The 18167-nt window shown below is 63.4% G+C and carries 9 protein-coding genes; all 9 read right to left on the reverse strand.

Translation table 11 applies throughout. The features are described from left to right. Positions 1 to 31: 31 nt before the first annotated feature. The 9 genes from ACPYN4_RS05575 to ACPYN4_RS05615 all read right to left on the reverse strand — a co-directional run bounded on the left by ACPYN4_RS05575 (position 32) and on the right by ACPYN4_RS05615 (position 18151). A complete protein-coding gene (locus ACPYN4_RS05575) occupies positions 32 to 1186 on the reverse strand; it encodes a hypothetical protein (RefSeq protein ID WP_424445826.1) in 1155 nt (384 codons plus the stop codon). After that, the gene (locus ACPYN4_RS05580) at positions 1183 to 3534 is read right to left on the reverse strand and encodes a sensor histidine kinase (RefSeq protein WP_424445827.1); all 2352 of its coding nucleotides are present in this window, start codon (positions 3532 to 3534) and stop codon (positions 1183 to 1185) included. The genes ACPYN4_RS05575 and ACPYN4_RS05580 overlap by 4 nt, the downstream gene beginning before the upstream one ends. Continuing rightward, on the reverse strand, positions 3531 to 5243 hold the full coding sequence (locus ACPYN4_RS05585; protein WP_424445828.1) for a class I SAM-dependent methyltransferase: 1713 nt from the start codon (positions 5241 to 5243) through the stop codon (positions 3531 to 3533). The genes ACPYN4_RS05580 and ACPYN4_RS05585 overlap by 4 nt, the downstream gene beginning before the upstream one ends. Before the next feature lie 100 nt (positions 5244 to 5343). Then, positions 5344 to 7479 carry a BREX system Lon protease-like protein BrxL gene (brxL, locus tag ACPYN4_RS05590; protein WP_424445829.1) on the reverse strand — a complete coding sequence of 712 codons (2136 nt, stop codon included), beginning with the start codon at positions 7477 to 7479 and terminating at the stop codon, positions 5344 to 5346. Between the two features lie 9 nt (positions 7480 to 7488). Then, the gene (gene pglZ, locus ACPYN4_RS05595; RefSeq protein ID WP_424445830.1) at positions 7489 to 9984 is read right to left on the reverse strand and encodes a BREX-1 system phosphatase PglZ type A; all 2496 of its coding nucleotides are present in this window, start codon (positions 9982 to 9984) and stop codon (positions 7489 to 7491) included. Continuing rightward, positions 9977 to 13441 (reverse strand): BREX-1 system adenine-specific DNA-methyltransferase PglX, encoded by a 3465-nt coding sequence (gene pglX / locus ACPYN4_RS05600; protein WP_424445831.1) that lies wholly within the window; start codon positions 13439 to 13441, stop codon positions 9977 to 9979. The genes pglZ and pglX overlap by 8 nt, the downstream gene beginning before the upstream one ends. Next, positions 13441 to 16929, reverse strand: a complete 3489-nt coding sequence (gene brxC / locus ACPYN4_RS05605) for a BREX system P-loop protein BrxC (RefSeq protein WP_424445832.1) — start codon at positions 16927 to 16929, stop codon at positions 13441 to 13443. Before brxC ends, pglX begins: the two co-directional genes overlap by 1 nt. 5 nt (positions 16930 to 16934) lie before the next feature. Further along, positions 16935 to 17537: a DUF1788 domain-containing protein gene (locus ACPYN4_RS05610; protein ID WP_424445833.1), complete on the reverse strand. Its 603-nt coding sequence runs from the start codon at positions 17535 to 17537 to the stop codon at positions 16935 to 16937. Continuing rightward, positions 17534 to 18151 carry a DUF1819 family protein gene (locus ACPYN4_RS05615; protein ID WP_424445834.1) on the reverse strand — a complete coding sequence of 206 codons (618 nt, stop codon included), beginning with the start codon at positions 18149 to 18151 and terminating at the stop codon, positions 17534 to 17536. Before ACPYN4_RS05615 ends, ACPYN4_RS05610 begins: the two co-directional genes overlap by 4 nt. Positions 18152 to 18167 lie beyond the last annotated feature (16 nt).

Below are 18167 nucleotides of genomic sequence, written 5' to 3' on the forward strand. Positions count from 1 at the left end.
GGTGTCCAGCAGGTGAGGTCCGATGGCGCGGCTACTCACCGCCGTCTTCCACGACGTCAGCACGATCGTCGATGACGATCAGCTTTGCGAGCGAATCCTCTGCGTCGATGGAAGTCGTTGCGAGCCATGGGTCATCGGCGTATGACGGCCAGCCGTCGGGCTGGAGTCTCACCGCCTCCGTGATCTCGAGCGGCTCATCGACCACGTTGTAGTCGGCGTCGATCTGGAACACGGGGTGCCGCAGTCCGAGGGCATCGAGATCCGTGCCGTGGAGCGCGCCGAGCGCGCGCGCAATGTCATCCGCGCCCCGCCCCTCGGCAGTTTGAAGGGCGAGCTGCTTCACGGCTGCGATCCCAGCGCGCCACCACCTCCGACCGGCAAAGGCTGCGAGCTGGCCGGTGTACTTGGCCTGCTTGAGGGCAGCAGCGGCGTCGCTGTCCCCACCGAGCAGAACATCGAGGGCGCTCGGCTTCAGCCCGAGGTAACTCGCCGCTCGACGATCGTCGACGAGGAACGTTGGGAACGGCAGGATGCGCTGGATGAACCACGATAGCCAGCGACGTCCTGCCGACGTTGCCGCGAGCACGGTCCACGGAGGTCGACACAGTTCGATCTGAGCGATCGCGTCTTCTCGCCACGGCTGTTCGCCGAGGGCAAGCCACTGCAGTTGAGCCGTCGGGTCAGTTGGGTTGCCCCACTCGGTCGGAAGCGCCTTGGTCGCGACCGCCAGCGCCGCGAAGCGCGCTAGCGTCTCGGCGTCGACTTGCGCTTTCTCTGCAACCCACTCGAGGTCATGACGGCTGGCCACAGTCATTGGCCGGATGAACGCCGGAGTTCCTTCTGCGAGGACCGCGAGGTGACCAGTGCGCAGCACCAGCGCAGTGTTCCGAGGAGTGGGCGCCGTCTCAGGACTCGGTCCGCGTCCGTCCAGTGCAGAACGCAGTACAGCGGCAAGGGCAACGCCATCCCGGACGAACAGCCCGATGCTGTCCTTCACAGCCTCGCGCGCGGTCCAGTTCTCAATGAACTCGTCGATCAAGACCAAGCTCGCGTGGTTCAGATCTTCGGCCGTTAGGTCGTCCGGAAGAACATGCTTCGCTTCGACGCCGTACGCATTGAGCGCGAGCGCGAACGCCTCCTGCTGCGGATCGTCGTCCACCAGCAGGACGAACGGCTGCTCCGTCATTGCGCTTTGCCCTTCTTCGGGAGAACCACTTTGATCGACGTACCAGGACCGTGCGTTGGCTCGATGAATCGGACATCACCGCGATAATCGTCCGTCAACGCCCGGACGATGGGTAGGCCAAGTCCTAGGCCCTGGCCGAGCACGTCGTCAACGACCGTCGTTGTGCTCTCGAAGGGGAGGAACCAACGTTCGGCCTCGTCAAGGTCGACGGCCGCACCGTCGTTACTGATGATGACCTCGAGTGCGTTGCCCAGATCCTGCCCGTCGATCCAGATGTTGCCCCCCTCGGCTGCATTCTTTACTGCGTTGGTGAGCAGGTTCGTGAGCATGATCATCACCTCAGCCGGAAACATCGGTGCCGTCCGAAGATCGGAACCGACCTCGACTCTGACGGTGATCCCCTTTGCTGAGATTGGGCCCGCGAGGAATCGGAGCACCGACTCCACGCGTTCATGGACCTTGACCTGCGACCGGCGTCTACGCGGGTCCGCGCTGAGGACATCGGTCAGATAGGAGCTTTGGCGGGCAAGCGTGTGAGCGAGCTCGTCAGCCGTGCGCAGCGTGACCTGCAGCGTGTTCCGTTGCGCGGGCTCTATGACTCTGTCCAGGAGGCCGCGGAGCAGTTCCCGGATGGTCGTTGCCGACGCAAGCATGCCGTTGATGTCATGTACGAACGCACCGAGTTGGAGCCCTACACCGGCGAGGATGCGCAACTCCGGCTGGTAACTCTGTACCGCCTGCAACGCGCCGCGCGCAGCGTTGAAGCCCGCAGCGAGCTGCTGCGTACGCTCGTCAAGCGGCTCCGCGCCTTCGACCCCTTGCCGCGCAGCCACCTTTGCGGCCGCTTCGGCAGCAGCGGCGATCTTGCGATCGTCTTCTTCAGTCGGTCCATGCGGTGCGAGAACGTCGAAGGGCGTCCGACCCGCGGGGTCAAAGACGGGCTCGGTCGGGGCCGTGGGTCGGGGATGCTCAGAAGTCTCCTCACCCGGCTCAACAGGAGTAATCGCATCGAGTCGCTCCCGCTGATTGAAGACCGACCGCCGAACCCGAACACTCAGCCGGACACCGTCCTGCACGATCTCCCGAATCGCCCTGAAGGTCGGTCCGGGGACGAATCCTTCGCGGTTGATCAAACTCTCCAGGCCGGGCGCACCCACCGTGGTGAGGAACACAGCGCCGAAGTAGCCGTTGCTCGGGATGGCGTTGAGCGCTTCTCGCTTGTCCACGTCCAGGTCGTCGCTCGCCGACTCATCCAGTTCGATCGTGTAGAAGCGCGGTCCGGACCGGTACTCGCGATCGATCTCTAGCCAATCGTCGCCGTACTCAGCGTACGGAAGTACGCGGAATCCCTCAAGGTAGACACGGATCCCACTCGTTGATCGAACGAATCCCTTGAGCGGCCCCCGCCGGCTGCTCGCACCCGGCATCATGTAGAACCGGGCCTGGAAGCGCAGCGCAGGATCAGCCTGCGCTTCGAACGAGTACGCCCGCGCCAAGGGCTCGGAACGCGCATAGGTCGTCGTAGGAGAGATGCGGTATCTGGTCCGGCCGCCGGAAACATCGATCTCGATGCACCATTGGAAGTCCTCTGCCGCCTTCGCCCAGAAGTCGTCGCCGGGCGCAAGCTCACCCGAGAGTTCCAGTTCGAAACCCGGGTCGTCCTCCGCGGTACCTCGCACCGTGGGCCTGCCAATGAGCGACTCACCAGCGATCGCAAGTGACTCGGAGTCCGAGCCGAGCAAGAGCGTCGGCGGTTGCGCCGACTGCATCTCATCGACGAATTTGCCGATCTCCGAGCTAGTCCAGGTTCGCTTCAGCGATCGCATGGACAGCACCGTTCCGGCAGGCGTTCCCGGTGAAGCCGGAAGGTCAGTAACCGAGAGACCCTCTTTCAGGTCGTTGAGGGTCTGCTGCTTGTCGATAGCGTCCCAGTCGATCCGGGCTTCGACACCAGGCTCATCGCCGCCGACGACCGCATGGTCCGGCACGCTCCGGACCTCCAACACCTTAGCGAGCTTCTGGCTGGCGAGCCGGCCGATGCCCTTCTGCCCGGTATAAGCACGCTTGTACTTGGGCGAGAGCCGCTCGCCCTCCTCCTTGTCTCGCCCGGCGATTCGCAAGAACGCCGATCGAAAACGAGCTGCCGTCATCCCGTTGCCGTTGTCCTCGACGGTCAGCACGGCGTCGTCCGGGTGCGCGAGGTTCTGTGCGTCGATCCGGACGACCGTCGCGTCGGCGTCGTAGCCGTTCTTGACGAGTTCAAGGATCGCGGTGCTATCCCGGCCCACAAGGAGATCGCCGAGTTCGCGCAACAGGTGAGTGTCGACGATGAAGCCTTCCTGACTCACTTCGACCTCCCTCCGCCTACGACGAGCCCGGTCAAGCCTAGGCGGACGGGCGCGGTCGACAGGGTCGGGAGGTTCACCGTGAGCTCCCCGATCGTCTTCGGGCTCAGACGATGAAGGCCGTTTGCTTCCACAGATGCGCTCGATCTCAGGGTCGCCTGGCCCTCCGTGCTGCGAAGCCAATCGAGCAGCGTAGTGCGCTCCGCTGTTGTCGCGTCTGCGGTCCAGTACAGCCCGAACAGGTTGTTGGTGATCGCCAGCCCGGTCGGGTTCTCAAGCACGTGAAAGACGTCGCGAGCGAGCGCCGAGATGATCACGTCGGGGATCTTCAGTTCGTCCGACAGATCGAACCAGCGTGCGCGCTTCGAGCAAAGGTGCAGTTTATGAAACCCCTCGTCCTCGCCCGCACTGATCCACGCGTCCACACCTTCGTCAGTGCCCCGGTCGTACCCTTCCAAGGCCAAGAGTTCTGCCGTCTCGAGGGTCGGCAGCGTGCTGTCACTACCAGGACGCAGGCGCCGCGCAAGCGGCCGACGAAACTCGGCCGGAATGTGCAGCTCATCCCAGGCCCTCGTCGTCTTCACAAAGAACGGATTCGCGCCCGTCGCCGTTCCACGGGTCACTCTGCCGAGGTCCCCGAAGGCTCTACCCCGACCTTGCTGCCGTGCGACAGTGAGGCGCGCTCTGCCCGGCGCGGCGAATGCCGCCTCGCCGTCCGAGCGGCTCAGAGTCAACCGCTCGGAACCGGACCAGTCGGATACCTCGATCGGCTGAGCCGTTGGAACCTCCGGACCGACCTCGACCAAGACAGCATCGACAATCGCCTCATGAAACCGCCACGAGTCAGCGAGCCGCAGAGATACTTGACGCTGCGTCAGAGCCCTCAGACGGCCTCGCAGCTTTCTCCCGTAGTCGGCGCGCATCCAGCCCGCTGGAATGATCATCGCGAGTGAATCCTCGGCCCGGAGTTTCGCGAGGGTCATAGCGAGGAACAGCGTCGAGAGGTTGGCTCGCGCGCCGACGAGCCCGCCCGCGGCCTGCAGAAGGTCGAGACGCACCACCGGATCAAGCAACTGCCAGCGGGTGTAAGGAGGGTTTCCAAGATAGAGCGTGGGGGCGCTTGGCTGGTTGGAGTCAAGCCAGCGTCGATAGTCCGCGAGGACCAGCTCGACGTTCCACACGGGGGGTTTTCCTACGGCAACGGCCTGGAGACCCAGAGTTAGCGGATTGATATCGATCGCTTGAATACGGGCGGCTGGCCACTTTGCATGAGCAATCTCCGAGAAGATCCCAACGCCGGCACCCACGTCGACAACTGCTGAAGGTGCTTCATGGCGGGCAGCGAACCCATCCACGATGGCCTGCGCGTACTCGCGCGGAGTGAAGAAGGTGCCGAGCGGGCGACGCTTAGCTGGAGACACGATGGCCGCATAGAGGTCCGCGAGGTGGACGACCGCGTCCGCCGCGATCAGAGTATCGAGTGCCGCGAGTACAGCCCCCGGAACGTCGACTGCACCGTCGGGGGTCAATGCCGCGACGAGTGCAGCGGGCGCATCGCCAACTAGGCGCGCGCGCAGCAGAGCTCCGAGCCGAGCAAGCTGCCTCAACTCAGAGTCGCTGATTCCAGCGATCGGTCCGAGCGCAGGTGAGTCCGAAGTCACATCGCGAACCCACGCGAGAACCTCGGACAGCGCCGCTTCGGAGTCAGCCATACTCAACTCTCCACCGCGACAACCGTGGCGTGTCGGGTGACCCGCCGAAACTTGAACTGGACACTACCGTCGGCTCCCGACATGAGGTCCGCCCACGACCTCACAGCCCACCCTCCCCGCGGATGTAGGTCACGCCGAACGCGACGACCTGTCGGAACTCCTGGCGGCGGGCAGCCAGGTCGTACTGGCTGCCTGAGCCCTTCTGGAAGATGTCTAGGCCGCGGCCGAGGAGGATCGTCCAGCCGTTGTCGGCGCGAATCGAACGGTCGTGGATCGTCTCGTCCCAGGTGACCGTGAAGCTGATCCCGGCGGCGGCCGCACTGTCCTGGATGTCCTTCAGCATCAGCAAGTGTGCCTGTTCGTACTGCCCTGTCTCGGCCTTGGTCACGAGCGTGACGCCGATCTCGTCGGCGACGTCCTTCGCTGACGCCAGCAAGGCGAGCAGGTCGACGAGGTTCCGCCCCTGGTGCGGTAGCCGAATGTACGGGTCGATGATCGTGATCTCCGACGCGCCGCGCAGGTACGGCAGCAGGAGGGTCTCGTAGGAGATGCCGCGCTGGTTCTCCTGAAACTCGCGGTGCCCTTCGAGCAGTGCAGGCTCAACTACAACCGGCACTTCCGGCGCCATCGCCACTGGCGCACCGACCTCGGTGGTCGCGGCGCCCGGGGTGGCGTCCGCCTCCGGCTCCTCGGGGGCCACGGCCGCCCGCTGGTTGTAGTACGTGGGGTATTCCTGCTCCTCGAGTGTCGTTACCGGCGACCAGGTTCCGGCCTTGTCGGTGAACCCGAACTTGACGTCGGCCATCGTCGCGTCGATGCGCAGGATCTGATCTTTGACTCGTTTCCTGCCTTCGATGGCGAATCGGAGGACCTCCTCGATCTCCGCCCGAGTCGCTTCGCCGTGGGGGTAGAGCAGTTTCATCAGCCCGGAGAAGGTCTTGTGGATGCCGTCGCGGTCGCGTGTGGAAATGTCGGGCGACAGGGTGAAGTGCTGCTGGTACCGGTCGGAGTAGTCGGCGGTGCGCATCGACTTGAGCACTTCGGCGATGTAGTCGACGACGAATCCGTAGCCTTCGGAAAACATCTCGCTGCGGATGGTGTCGACCTCCCATCCGGGGATGTAGTGGTGCAGCCGGTCGAGGTAGGCGGAGTCGTGGTAGCTCTCGGGCAGCTCATCGAACAGGTCGGAATGCTTGAGCATGTACGGCACGGTGTGCGAGGTGTTGCCGACGAACACCATGGACGCCTCGGCACCGAGGGTCTCGACCCCGCGGGAGAAGGACTTGTTCGCCATGTAGTTCTTCATGATGTCGACCAGCGCCTTGTCCGCACGCTTCTTCTTGCCCGCAAACTCGTCGAAGGCGACGACATCCCAGTAGCCGACCAGGCCTATGCGGCCGTTCGAGTTGTTGACGAACAGCTTCGGGACAGTGACCTCTCCGCCGGAGATGAGCATGCCGTGCGGCGAGAACTCCGAGAAGATGTGCGACTTTCCGGTGCCCTTCGGCCCCAGCTCGACGAGGTTGTAGTTGCGCTCGACGAACGGGATCAGACGCACGAGCTGGATCAGCTTCGCGCGCCGGCCGAACAGCTCGGGGTTGAAGCCGATCGACTGAATAAGTAGGTCGATCCACTCGTCGGTGGTGAACTCGCGCCGTGCGGCGAGGTACCCCTCGAAGTCGAAGTTTGAAAGCTGGATGGGCTTGATCGACCCCAGGATCCACGGCACAACGCGCTGGTCGTCGCTGTGGAAGTACTCGATGTCGCAGATGCACCACACGCCACCGGTGAGGAGTTTCGGGTGCGCCTTGATGGTGGCGGGTTCGACGAGCACGCCCTTGATGCCAAGGTTGGCGAACTCCGCCTGGTAGACGTCGTCCTTCTCGTTCAGCGTGACCGCGACCTTGTCGATGATGCGGTGTCGGCCGCGCTCCCGGATCGTGGACTTCACCAGCTCGGACTGATTCCGGTGCACGTAGTGATCGGCGAGGATCTTGCGCACTGCGTCGATCCCGGACTGGATGGTCGCCTCGTCGTCGGATGCGGCGTACTGGCCGAGCAGGTATTCCAGCACGTATGAGGGCACGATCGCGTTGCCCTTGACCGCCTTGACGAGATCCTTGCGGACCACAACGCCGGGGAAGAGCTGGTTGATCTTGCGGTCGAGGTCAGACTGCGCGGCAGGCGCGTCGACCTCGGCTGCTTCCTCTGTGTTGGTGGTGCTGTCGAGACTCATCGATCCCCCCTAGAAGTCGAAGTCCGAGGCGAATGACCGCCGGAGCGTGTAGAGCGCCTTCTGGTAGGTGCGCCACTGGTTGGTGTTGGGGATGCGCTCTTCGAGGCGGAACTCCACGGCGCGGTTGTTGAAATCGTTGGCGTCCTGGCTGAGCAGCATGTTGGCGTTCTGGTAGCGGTCGCGCTTATCGCTCGACTCCTGGTCGAAGGTCAGCTCCGGCTGGTTCGAGATCAGCGTCTCGCCGACGTACAGGCCCGCTCGGACGGTGCGTGGCTGCACCTTCTCGCTGACAGGCTCGGACTGGAACAGCTTCACGACGAGCTGGCCCGTGGTGATCTTGTCCGACTCGGGGAGCACTTCGATGTGGACGAGCCGGGTGTCGCTGCGGCGCTTCTTGTTGATTGTCAGCACCGGAACGACGATCTCCTGGAGGGATGCCCCGCCGTGGACGAACCGCGACCCCGCGCCGGGTAGCCGGAGCCGGTGGATCGACTTCGGAATTTGGACCTCGAGGTCGCTGTCCAGCCCGACCTGCGCGGGATCGAACGTGCGGAACGCAATGTCTCGCTTCATGCCGCGCCCCAGCGCGTAGCGCCGGTTCGTGGTGACGATCTCGTCGCCTTGCGGGAGCGTGGAGAGGTAGAAGGCGTCAGCCAGCGCGGTGTCTTGGAAGAGGAAGCCGTGGTCGGCGGTGATGAGGATATTCGTGGCGTTGGCGTTGGTCAGTCGCTTCACCAGGTCGACGAGTTCTCGCAAAGTCTCCTCTGCGGCCTCGAAGACCTGCCGCTCGGTGCCCGCTTTGTCGCCGGTCGCGTCGATGCGGTTGTGGTAGACGTACAACACCTGGTGCCGGCTGTAAAGGTCGCGCAGCTCGTCCCGTGACAGTGAAAGCACATCCTCGGCCTGCATAGCCCTGCCGTCGACGGCGCTCAGCACCTTCGTGCGGTTCGCCGAGCCGTCGGTGCGCTGCCCGTCGACGAGCACCGGATCGCCGTCCTTGGAGTGGCCGATCTTGGCGTGTGGCAAGAGCGCGGCCATGCCGAGCTGCGTGTAGCTCGGAAGCACGCCCAGCGCAGCGTCGAGATCGGCGTCGAACCGGTCTTCCTGGCGGATGCGCGTGCCGAGTTCGTCAGCGACCTCGTAGCGGAGGGCGTCAGAGATGATCACGACCGCCTTGTTCCGGCCGCCTTTGGTAATCGGCGCGACGTGCTCGGGGTAGAACGCGGTCTGCGGACGCAGCACGGCTGACCGCCACTTGTCAGCCGCGTCGACATGAGGCTGCCAGGCGTTGCCCAACTCGAACAGGAACTTGTTCGCATAGAACTTCTCCACCTCGCCTCGCAGCTCCTCCAGCGGCTTCGGATGCTCGGAGGTGCGCGCGGCATAAACGAACTGCCGGTAAAGCTGGTCGATCCGGTACCACTGTCGTCGGTACCGGTCGAGCCCGTCATCGAACGAGGTGATGGTCAACGTGAGCGCCGAGAGTTCGCTCAGCAGTTCAGAGCCGCTCTCGATCGCGGCGTAGAGCTTCCGGTAACCCTCGGCCCAAATGCTGCTCTTGCGCTTACGGACCACGTCGGCCACCTCGCGGGCGGTCGCGGTGCGGGCGGCCACTTCGCGCGCGAGGTCGCTGATGATCTTCTGGTCGACCTCCTCGAAGAGGTCGATGCCGACGAGGTCGCGGAAATCGGCGTTCTCGATCGTGCTCGCGTAGCTGATGCTCGATGCGACCCGCTTTGCGAGCGTCGCGAGGGCGCTCTGGCTGCGCAGGTCGAAGCGCAGGCTGTTGAAGTCGAGCTGGATGTTGCGCAGACCGCCCGGGCGATCGCTGCGGAAGCTGCCGATCGCCTGCTGGAACATCCAGAGCACGAAGTCATCGATGCCCGGGTCCGACGACATGTACCCGTAGATCCTCGCGACACCGCCCCAATAGAACTCGTCGAGCTGCTGGTCCGCGACGGCCTTGAACTTGGCGGTACCGCCGGCCGCGTTCTCGACGAGGAGCGTGCGGGTCAGCTCAAGCAGGCTGTGCTCCTGCTGACCGAGGAGCACCGCGGTCATCTTCGCTCGTAGCCGGTCCGGGCTGTCATCCGGCTCCAGAAGCCCCTTGAGTGCCTGCGCCCGCTTGGCGGCACGGAAGAACTTCTCGTGGGAGCGCAGAACCTCATCGATCCCGTCAGCCGTGAGGCCGAGGTCGTTCTGGATGAGGGAGGTGCGGTCGGCGGTGAAGACCCCGTAGGCGAGTTCGAGGTCAAACAGCCAGTTGGCGACACCAGCCGGTGAGGCACCACCTCGGTATACGAGGAACTTTCCGGTTGGCTCCTCGTGCAGCAGCCGGTTCTTGACGCCGTACTCGTCGTTGGACACCCGGATGAGCGACACTCCGGGCAGATCGAGGTGTGCGAGGTCCTCGGCGTACTCGCCTTCGGGATCGTGCCAGAACACCACACGCTGTACGGCGAAGCGACGCTCAAGGTGGTCACGGACTCCTGCGATCTCACTCATCGCTGGCTTCCAGCCCGGGGATCTTCTTGAGGGCGGCACCGAACTTCGGGTAGTTGGCCTTCACGCCGTCGTCGAGATCGATCGCGATCTGTTGAGTCGCGAGCGGGTAGAGAACGTCGTGCTCGTACTCGTTCAGCTCGACCAACACCTTCCGCAGGCGGTCCGCTTCGCGTGCATTGTTCGAACGTTCCGCCTGGGTCAAGCTCGCCTGGAGCTTCGCCTGGAAATCGCGCAGGTACTCGTTGAGCACGGTCGATACCGTTGATGGAGTGTAGCGGTGCATGTAGATGAGCGCGTTGAACGAGCCCCTAGGGCTGGAGAACAGCCAGTAGATCGGGCGCTTGCTGTACCGCTGGACGTGGTCCTTGTAGAACGACTTGACGAAGTAGTCACTCAGGTCCTTGACGCCGAGGGCCTGAGTCACGAACCGCAGGTTGTCGTCGAAGTGTTGCTCACCGAACGTCGCACGCAGGAACTGGCGGAACCGCTCTACGACGCCGTCTTCGAACCAATCCCCATCCACTATCGGTATGACGCCATCAGCGTCCGGCATAAACGATGGCGACGGCACCTGCTCCAGGTAGTCCAGCAACGTCGCGCCTTGGTCGGCAAGGATCAGCCCCGGGCTATCGAGGCTATAGCGGCCGAACATACATCCCACCGCATACGACACGAGATCCGCGATCGCTGTTGCAAGACTCATCTTTCGGTACTCATCCTGGGTCTTCCCCCCGCCGAACCGATAGACAGGGTTGGCGTCCAGCGTGACCTGCTCGATCGACACTGACGTAGCGACCTCAACCTCAAGGCCCGCATATCGAGCAACAGCCTTGTTATTCGTCTCGGCGAGGTTGCGGAACTCCTCAGACTTGACGGCAGCCTCCTTCGACAGACTCGCCTCAATTTCCTGGATTGTCCCTGCACCAGAGCGAGCGAGCGGTGAACCGGAGAATTCCCAGCACGTCTCTTGCATCGCTTCGTCCGCACGCGCCAGTTCGACGAGCCGTTCCACGATCGCCTCATCGCCAGCGCGCAGGTTCGGCAACCGCGAAAGATCTCCAGTCTGGAACTCGATGGTTGGATTGAGAGCACGTAGCAGGTACGACGCAGTGCTCGACGCGAGGTAACCCAGGCTCGCGAGCAAACCGCCAGTGTCAGAGAAGCAGGACGATCCCTTTGCGTCGAAGATGAAACCTGGTTCTGAATACCGGATCGAAAGTGAAGTCGAGCCGGTAGCCGAGTACGTCAGCGACTCTTGAAAGTACCTCGCACGACTCCTTGGCGTCGCCCGTCCTGTCCCGAGAATGTCACGCCCGTCCGCTTCCCAGTTCACATAGAAGTCGCGATTCCCAAACCAGCTTCGCGCGCCACCGCCCTTGTTGTATGGGAACCAGCGACGTCGACTGGCCACCGCCTCCGAAGCAGAGCGCGCGGTGTGGCAGCTTCGGCTTTGGGATACCTCGAACCACCTTCGCAAGAAGCGATCATTGTCTCCGGTCGTCATCCCACCTGTGATGTGGAGCGCCTGACCAAGCGGTTCGTGCTGCGTGAACAGATCTCGTGCAGCGGCAGAGAGCCAGTAGGCAACGGGTCTTCCGGGAACTTTCAAAAGGTCGGACATGCCAACCTCGAACCGGCCACGACTACTTGCGCCAGAAGCAAGCGAGCGAAGTGCCGTGAGCTTCGCCGCCTCGTTGCGACCCTCAGTGAGGTCGAGGAAGACGCCTTGCCGCTGGGGTCGCACTCCCCGTTCGAGAACCACCGCCGCAGTTTGAACAATCTCGCCTGAAATCGTGTCGAACGCTCCAGGCCCAAGATGTGCCAACGTAACAATCGTTGCATCTGCGAATACCGACTGCCGCAGATTCGCGTACGTGGACAGGAACATCCAGGAGTGCATCGCAACCAGCGCCGCGTAGCCCGAACGCTGTGCAAGTCGCAGGCTTCGCTCGAGAAACATGGCGTACAGATCCGCCTTCGAGGCGGGATAGACGTCCTTTCCGAAGCCCGCCAGGCTCGCCCCCATGCTCTTATTCCCCATGTACGGCGGGTTAGCGACGACCACGGAGTATCTCGGGGCGAGGAACTCCGCCTGGCGAACGGACTGCGCTGCCCATTCGAGGGTGTCGGCTTTGATCATGTCACCGTCGTCATCCAGGGAATCGAGGTGACGGGCAAGCCGACTGATCAGGTCAGGGTCGGGCTGGATCAGCGAGCCGAAGGTGTCGGCCTCGGCGAACTGGTTCCAGAATGCTTCCTCTGCGTGACGGTCGCCGTCCTTGGTGACGAGGTAGTCCAACTCATCGGTGGTGAAGGCGATCGGGTCGATGACGCAGATGTTCGGCTCGACCTGCTTGTTGAAGAACGTGCGCTGCCGGGCTCGGGCCTTCATTGTCAGGGCGAACGCCGCCAGAGCCCCGGCACGCGGGTCGATCTCCGTGCCGTACAGGTTGTGGGCGAGGATCTTGCCCGGAATGTCGGACGGGGCCTCGCCCTGCTCCTCGTAAATCGCGTAGAGCAGGTCGAAGGCGTAGGTCAGCATGTGCCCCGACCCGCATGCCGGGTCGATGACGGTGAGCTCCTCGGCCCTGCCGATCTTCAGAAAGTCGGTCTCCTCGTCAACCGGAGCGATGTAGTAGTCCATCTGGTCGACCAGGCGCGAGTTCGGGTGGTTGAGCATCCACAGGCGGCCGAGGGAGTTTTCGACGAGGTAGCGGACGATCCAGTGCGGGGTGAAGAGTTGCGTGGCCGCGGGGATCTCATCGGCGCCGGCCTTCTTGTTCTTCTTGAACCCGGCGAAGACCTCGTCCTTTCGCTCCGAGATGTAGAACTGGTAGAGCCAGCCGATCACCTCGACGTCCTGGCACACCTCGACGGTCAGCACCGCGATCGAGCGTGCGAGCACCGAGTCGTCGGCGAGCAGGTTCGCGGGGATGAGCAGCTCGGTGTAATCGCCCTCCCGCTCGAACATGAACGGCATGGACCGGTGCCAGTAACGGCAGTACTCCGCCAGCAGCAGGCTGTAGGCCTCACCTTGCGGATCGGCGCTGCGGCGTGTGCCGTCCAGGAGCGCGGTGATCGTCTCGGCGGTGCGCTTTCCGACGACATCGGTGTCGATGACGCCGCGCTTGGCGTCGGCGAGCACTTCCGGCTGTCCGGAAGTTTGTCCGCGGTGGGGCGAGACGATGCCGATGCCGGTGTAGCCGTTGGCGTCCATGAACCGCAGCGCAATGATGCGGTTGAACCAGGTGTAGGCGACCTTGTCCGCAATCTTTGCACGACCGACAGCTTCACCGCCGGCGGCCTTGACGGCAGTCTCCAACGCCTTGATGGCGGCTGCCTCCTCGACACGTTCAGTGGACCCCGGGGCGAGCACGGCGGCCATCCGCGCGCTGACCTCCTTGATCAGCTCTGTGCGTGCCCAGGTGGCGTACGACTTCAGCGGTGCGGTTTCCATCAGAGTGCGATCCGCTTTCCGTCTTCGAGGGCGTGGATGAGAGAGCCGCGCAAAGCGGCGAGGTAAGTGTCGACGTCGTCGGGGGTCTCCAGTGGTCCGGTGACGCCACGCGGGGTGATCGTCTTGATGGAAACCGTCTGCTTCACGGGTGGAGGCGGCACATCCGGATCGACCTCGCGTCGTGCGATGGCGAGCTGGTCGAGGATCGCGGGGTACCCGGTCTCCTCGAACCCATTGGCCAGCTCGCGGATGACCGCGATCTGATGTTCCGAGTCAATCCTCGCGATGGTCGCGTCGATCTGTGCTACCGCCCTCGCCTGGGCTTCGTCCGTGGCGTCCGCATAGATGGCGCTCACGAGCAGCGCGTCGCGGCGGGCGACGATCTCGCCGACGGCATCCGACCGGTTGGCCTTGACCGCGTCGGAGATCTGACCGTTGAGGGTGTCTGCGGCCTGCTTGAGTTGGGTCATCTTGTTGCCGCGGAACGCCTGCGGGTCGTCGAGCAGCCGGGTCACCGGTTCGTCGCTGCCGTGCGGCAGGTAGGTGAGGTTGCTGGCGTTGTCCCGGAGCAGCTTGGCCGCGTCATCGTAGATCGTGCGCTGGTTGCCGTTGAGGAATGCCTGGATCGGGTCGATGACGTCGTCCTTGGCCTCCAGCAGCTCGTCCGCGAGGGCGAAGTCGGTCAGGTACCACTCGTCGCTCTTGCCGACGACCTGTTCGAGCAGCGCGATCGGCGCGTCGAGTTGGCTGACGAAGGGGTACTTCGATCCGCTGATGCGGGCCTTGAGTTCGTCGAGTTTCGCGCGCAGCTTTTCGCCGCCGTAGTGGGCCAGTTCGAGCGGGTCCTTGGTCACGGCCGGATCGCTGAAGAAGTCGATGCAGAACGAGCGGAACGCGGCGACCTTGCGGTCATCGAAACTCTTCTGCGGCGCGATCACGGCATGCGGGTGCTTCTGTGTGTTGCGCAGGATCGTGGGCACTTCGCTGCGCTTGAGCGTGTTGCCGTCCACGGACAGCGTGACCTTGGCAGCCCCGACGAGGTACGCGGTCACGACCTCGATGGAGGCGAGGTCCCACCCGTACGGCTTCGCGCCGAAGGTATCCACAAGCGCCTTGACCGTGACCTGCTCGCCGAGGCGGTCGCGGCGCAGCACGTGCGAGAGCACCTCGTCTCCGGGGGCAGAGAGCTTCGACAGACCCGTCACGTCGAACATACCGCCCTGGTCGGGGTTCGCCGCGCCAGCGACCTGCTGCTCGGTGTAGGTCACTCCGCCAAGCAGGCTGAGCTGGGTGTAGGTGCGGGCGACGAGATCCTGGAAACCGTCGGTCACCCGGGCAAGCGGATCCCGCGAGGATGAGGCAACGTCGGCTGCGTTGATAACAAGCTGTGCTGAGCCGACCGCGCGCCTAATGCGCTCGATGAGTTCCTTCTCCCGTTCGACGTTCTGGGCGGCCTTGGAGCGAAGGATGCGGTCTTCGTCGGCAGACAGCGAGCTGGTCTGTTTGCGCTTGGTGTACTTCTCGGTCTTGATGAGGAGGCGCAGGTCGGCGAGGACGCGGTCGTCGGGCTGCATGATCACGAGCAGCTCGTCCTTGCCCGCGCTGTGCATGCGGGTCTCTTCGGGCGAGTACGGGTACTCGGGGGTGATGAAGTGCAGCGACAGCTCGCGCTGTTGGCCGAAGACCTGGTCGTCGAGCTTGTAGCCGAAGGCGAAGTCCTGACCGTTCTTGGTGTACTTCAGTTTGGACGCCTTGATCACATCCCCGGAGAGGATCTTGTTGAGCCGAGCGGAGAGTTCGGAGGCGTCGATGTCGACGGCCTTGATCTCCTTCTCCATGTCCTGCTCGAGATCGGTCAAGTACTCGTAGGTGTTGCCGTTGCGCTGGATGTAGGTCTGTGCCTCAAGCAACGTCAGCGCCTCCTGCACCTGCTTGGCCAGCGCAGGCAGATCGAGGCCGAACCGGTCGTAGACGAGCACGGTCAGGTTGCGGGCCGTCGCGCGGAACCCGTCGACGTACTTGACCAGGAACAGCGCCTTGAGGAGCCGAACGGCGAGGGGGTTCTCCAGGTTGCGCTCGGCGACGTCGATGGACCGCTGCGCCGCCGACTTCAGCGACGAGCGGATCCCCGCGAACATGCTGTCGAACGTTGCGAGCTGGCCGACCTCCACATCGCCGATGTCCTTGGCGACCTGCTGCACGACCCCGAGCATCGAGCGCTCGCCGACCGAGCTGTTCCGGCCCTCGAACACGTTGTGGTCGGAGATGCCCTCAATCGCAGCCTGGAACAGCGGGAACTGGTAGTTCACGAACGGGTAGGTGCCGACGAACTGGTCTTCAGTCGTGTAGTTCCGGTATGTCTTCGCCCCGTCGACGAAGTCGAAGAGCGTCTTGAAGTTCGCCGACTCCGCCGCGTATACCGCGCCCAGTGCGGCGGTACCGGCGTCGTTCTTCTCCAGCAGACGCTTGCCGATGACCTCTTCGACATCGGCGCTGGTGAGCTTCACTCGGGTCTTGAAGCGGGCCTGAATCTTCGAGAAATCGTTGCCCTGCTGCTTGGTGCGGTCGCCGATCACGCGATCCATGTCCTCCTGCGAGGTCACCATGATCCACGCGCGGCCCTGGCACTTGGTGTTGAGCGACTCTGCGATGGTCTGGAGGTTCAGCATCAGGTGCGTGTTGTTACCGATGAACTGACCGACCTCGTCGACGTAGAAGTTCAGCCGGAAGTCCTTCTCCTGCTTGTCCAGCCAAGCCTTGACCTCGTCGGCGAAGTCCTCGATCGAGACCGAGTACGTGTCCTGGTAGGTCTTCAGGATGTCCGGTGCCGCTGTCGCGTCGATGCCGGCCACCTGGGCGTACGCCTCGTTGACCTGCTTGCGGACGGTCGGCAGCCCGAAGCTCGGACGGCGTTCTTCCCACTCTCGGCCCGCGATGGCCTGGAACGCGTCCTTGAACGCGTCGAGCTGACCCTCCTCGTCGAGCTGATGCTCGAAGCGAGCAATGAACCCCTGATCCCCGTAGTAGCCACGCGACTCGTCGAAGACCTGCACGAACACACGAAGCAGCGCGTCGGCCTGGTCCTTGCTGATCAGTGGAGCCTTCTGGTCGATGTTGAACAGCAGACTCTTCGCCGGGATCCGGTCGGCCTTAGTGATCAGCGCAGGCAGGAAGGCCCCCTCAGCCTTCGCTCGGAACGTCTCGGAGACCTCGCCACGCGGAAAGTCCTGGCCCTCCACATCGCCGAGGAGGTGGGCGAGCATCTTGAGCAGGTGCGACTTACCGGAACCGAAGAAGCCCGAGATCCACACGCCGTTGGCGTTCGTGTAGTTCGTGTACGCCTCCAGGAGCTGCTCCAGCCCCTTGGCCGCCTCGTTCGTAAGGACGTACTCCTCAACCTCGGTGCCCAGGTTCCGGGAGTCGTCGGCCTTGACGACGCCCTCGATGGGACGTTGGACGTCCTTAGCGAAGATCTCTTGCAGTTGCATGGCGGTCACGGTTCCTGTTCCAGGATGTTCTTGGCGCGGTAGTACTGGTCGTCGTGCTGGGTTCCGAACAGCTCCAGCGAGGACCCCAAGCTCTCGGATTGTTTGTACTGTCCGGGAAAGAACATGAGCATCGGCTTGCCTGTCACGACGCTCTGCAGGTTGTTCAGCACGTTGTGCGACCGGACGTACGGGAAGACCTCACCGATCCCGGTCAGGAAGAAGATGTCGAACCCACCGTCGGCGATCTTCGCGGCGATCGCCGGAGCCAGGTGCTGCTGGGGGTTGAGCATTGACCGCAGCACCTCGGTGAACTCGGTCTTGTCGACCGTCGGCTCGATTTCCAGGACTTCGTCCCAGTCGCCGCGCGACTTGAGGATCTCCACCGACAGGTCGTAGAGGTTGACCTCACGGACCTGGATGCCCTTCTCAGTCGCGAGCCGGGTCTTGATGCGCTTCTTTGCTTTCGCCACGTCAAGCGCGTGTTCGGGCGGATACGGGTAAATGAAGAAGGGCACCTCGTTGCTCAGGCCCTCCATGTTGAGGAACCGCCTGCCGCTGAGCACCGCGAACAGGTGCTCCTCCTGGCGATTGAGTTCGCCCGGCGTCATCGTGCACCGCCCTGAGTTGTCGGGAAGAACCGCAAGTTGCTGGGCTCATGGGCATCGAAGCAATCGAGGAGGCGCCCCGAGATCACGGCAGGGAGGATGTCGCCCTTGTCACTCAGTAGGCCTGCCTCGGCGAGCATCCGAAATGCCACCGCGCGGAGCTTCTTTAACGTGGACTCCTTCAGCTCCCCTAGCTCGGGATGCCACAACGCCTTACTATGCACGAAACCATCGAACTCGTCGTAGGTCAACGTCGGGGTGAGCAGCAGGAACCGCTCACGCAGAACGTCCTCGGCAAACTCTCCGATGAACAAGTATCGACGGCACGCAGCGGCCCACATCAGGTATCCACGTTCCGTGGCACTCGCGTCCACAAGAAGCTCCAACTCATCGTCGCTGAGCACAGCGAGTCGCTGAGCAACCTCCCTTGCCAGCCGGACACCTGATGAGACTGTGCGGGCCTGGAGGAGATTGTCCTCGCCGATGAGTTTGCGAACTACCGTCCAGTCCCGAGTCGCTTGGTAGAGAGGGGCCGCGACAACTGCTTCCCGCGTCAGGAGCGCACCGCTTGTGAAGGACAGCGCATACCGCTTCTCATCGTCACCTTTCGCCGTCACGATGTCTCCTTCCCCT

The organism is Microbacterium sp. CH-015 (assembly GCF_049707015.1).
Lineage (GTDB): Bacteria > Actinomycetota > Actinomycetes > Actinomycetales > Microbacteriaceae > Microbacterium > Microbacterium aurum.

Excerpts from the sequence above, each read along its gene's own strand:
- pglZ (WP_424445830.1), bottom strand. The coding sequence starts at position 9,984 with ATGAGTGAGATCGCAGGAGTCCGTGACCACCTTGAGCGTCGCTTCGCC.
- brxL (WP_424445829.1), bottom strand. The coding sequence starts at position 7,479 with ATGAGTCTCGACAGCACCACCAACACAGAGGAAGCAGCCGAGGTCGAC.
- brxC (WP_424445832.1), bottom strand. The coding sequence starts at position 16,929 with ATGCAACTGCAAGAGATCTTCGCTAAGGACGTCCAACGTCCCATCGAG.
- ACPYN4_RS05575 (WP_424445826.1), bottom strand. The coding sequence starts at position 1,186 with ATGACGGAGCAGCCGTTCGTCCTGCTGGTGGACGACGATCCGCAGCAG.
- ACPYN4_RS05610 (WP_424445833.1), bottom strand. The coding sequence starts at position 17,537 with ATGACGCCGGGCGAACTCAATCGCCAGGAGGAGCACCTGTTCGCGGTG.
- pglX (WP_424445831.1), bottom strand. The coding sequence starts at position 13,441 with ATGGAAACCGCACCGCTGAAGTCGTACGCCACCTGGGCACGCACAGAG.
- ACPYN4_RS05585 (WP_424445828.1), bottom strand. The coding sequence starts at position 5,243 with ATGGCTGACTCCGAAGCGGCGCTGTCCGAGGTTCTCGCGTGGGTTCGC.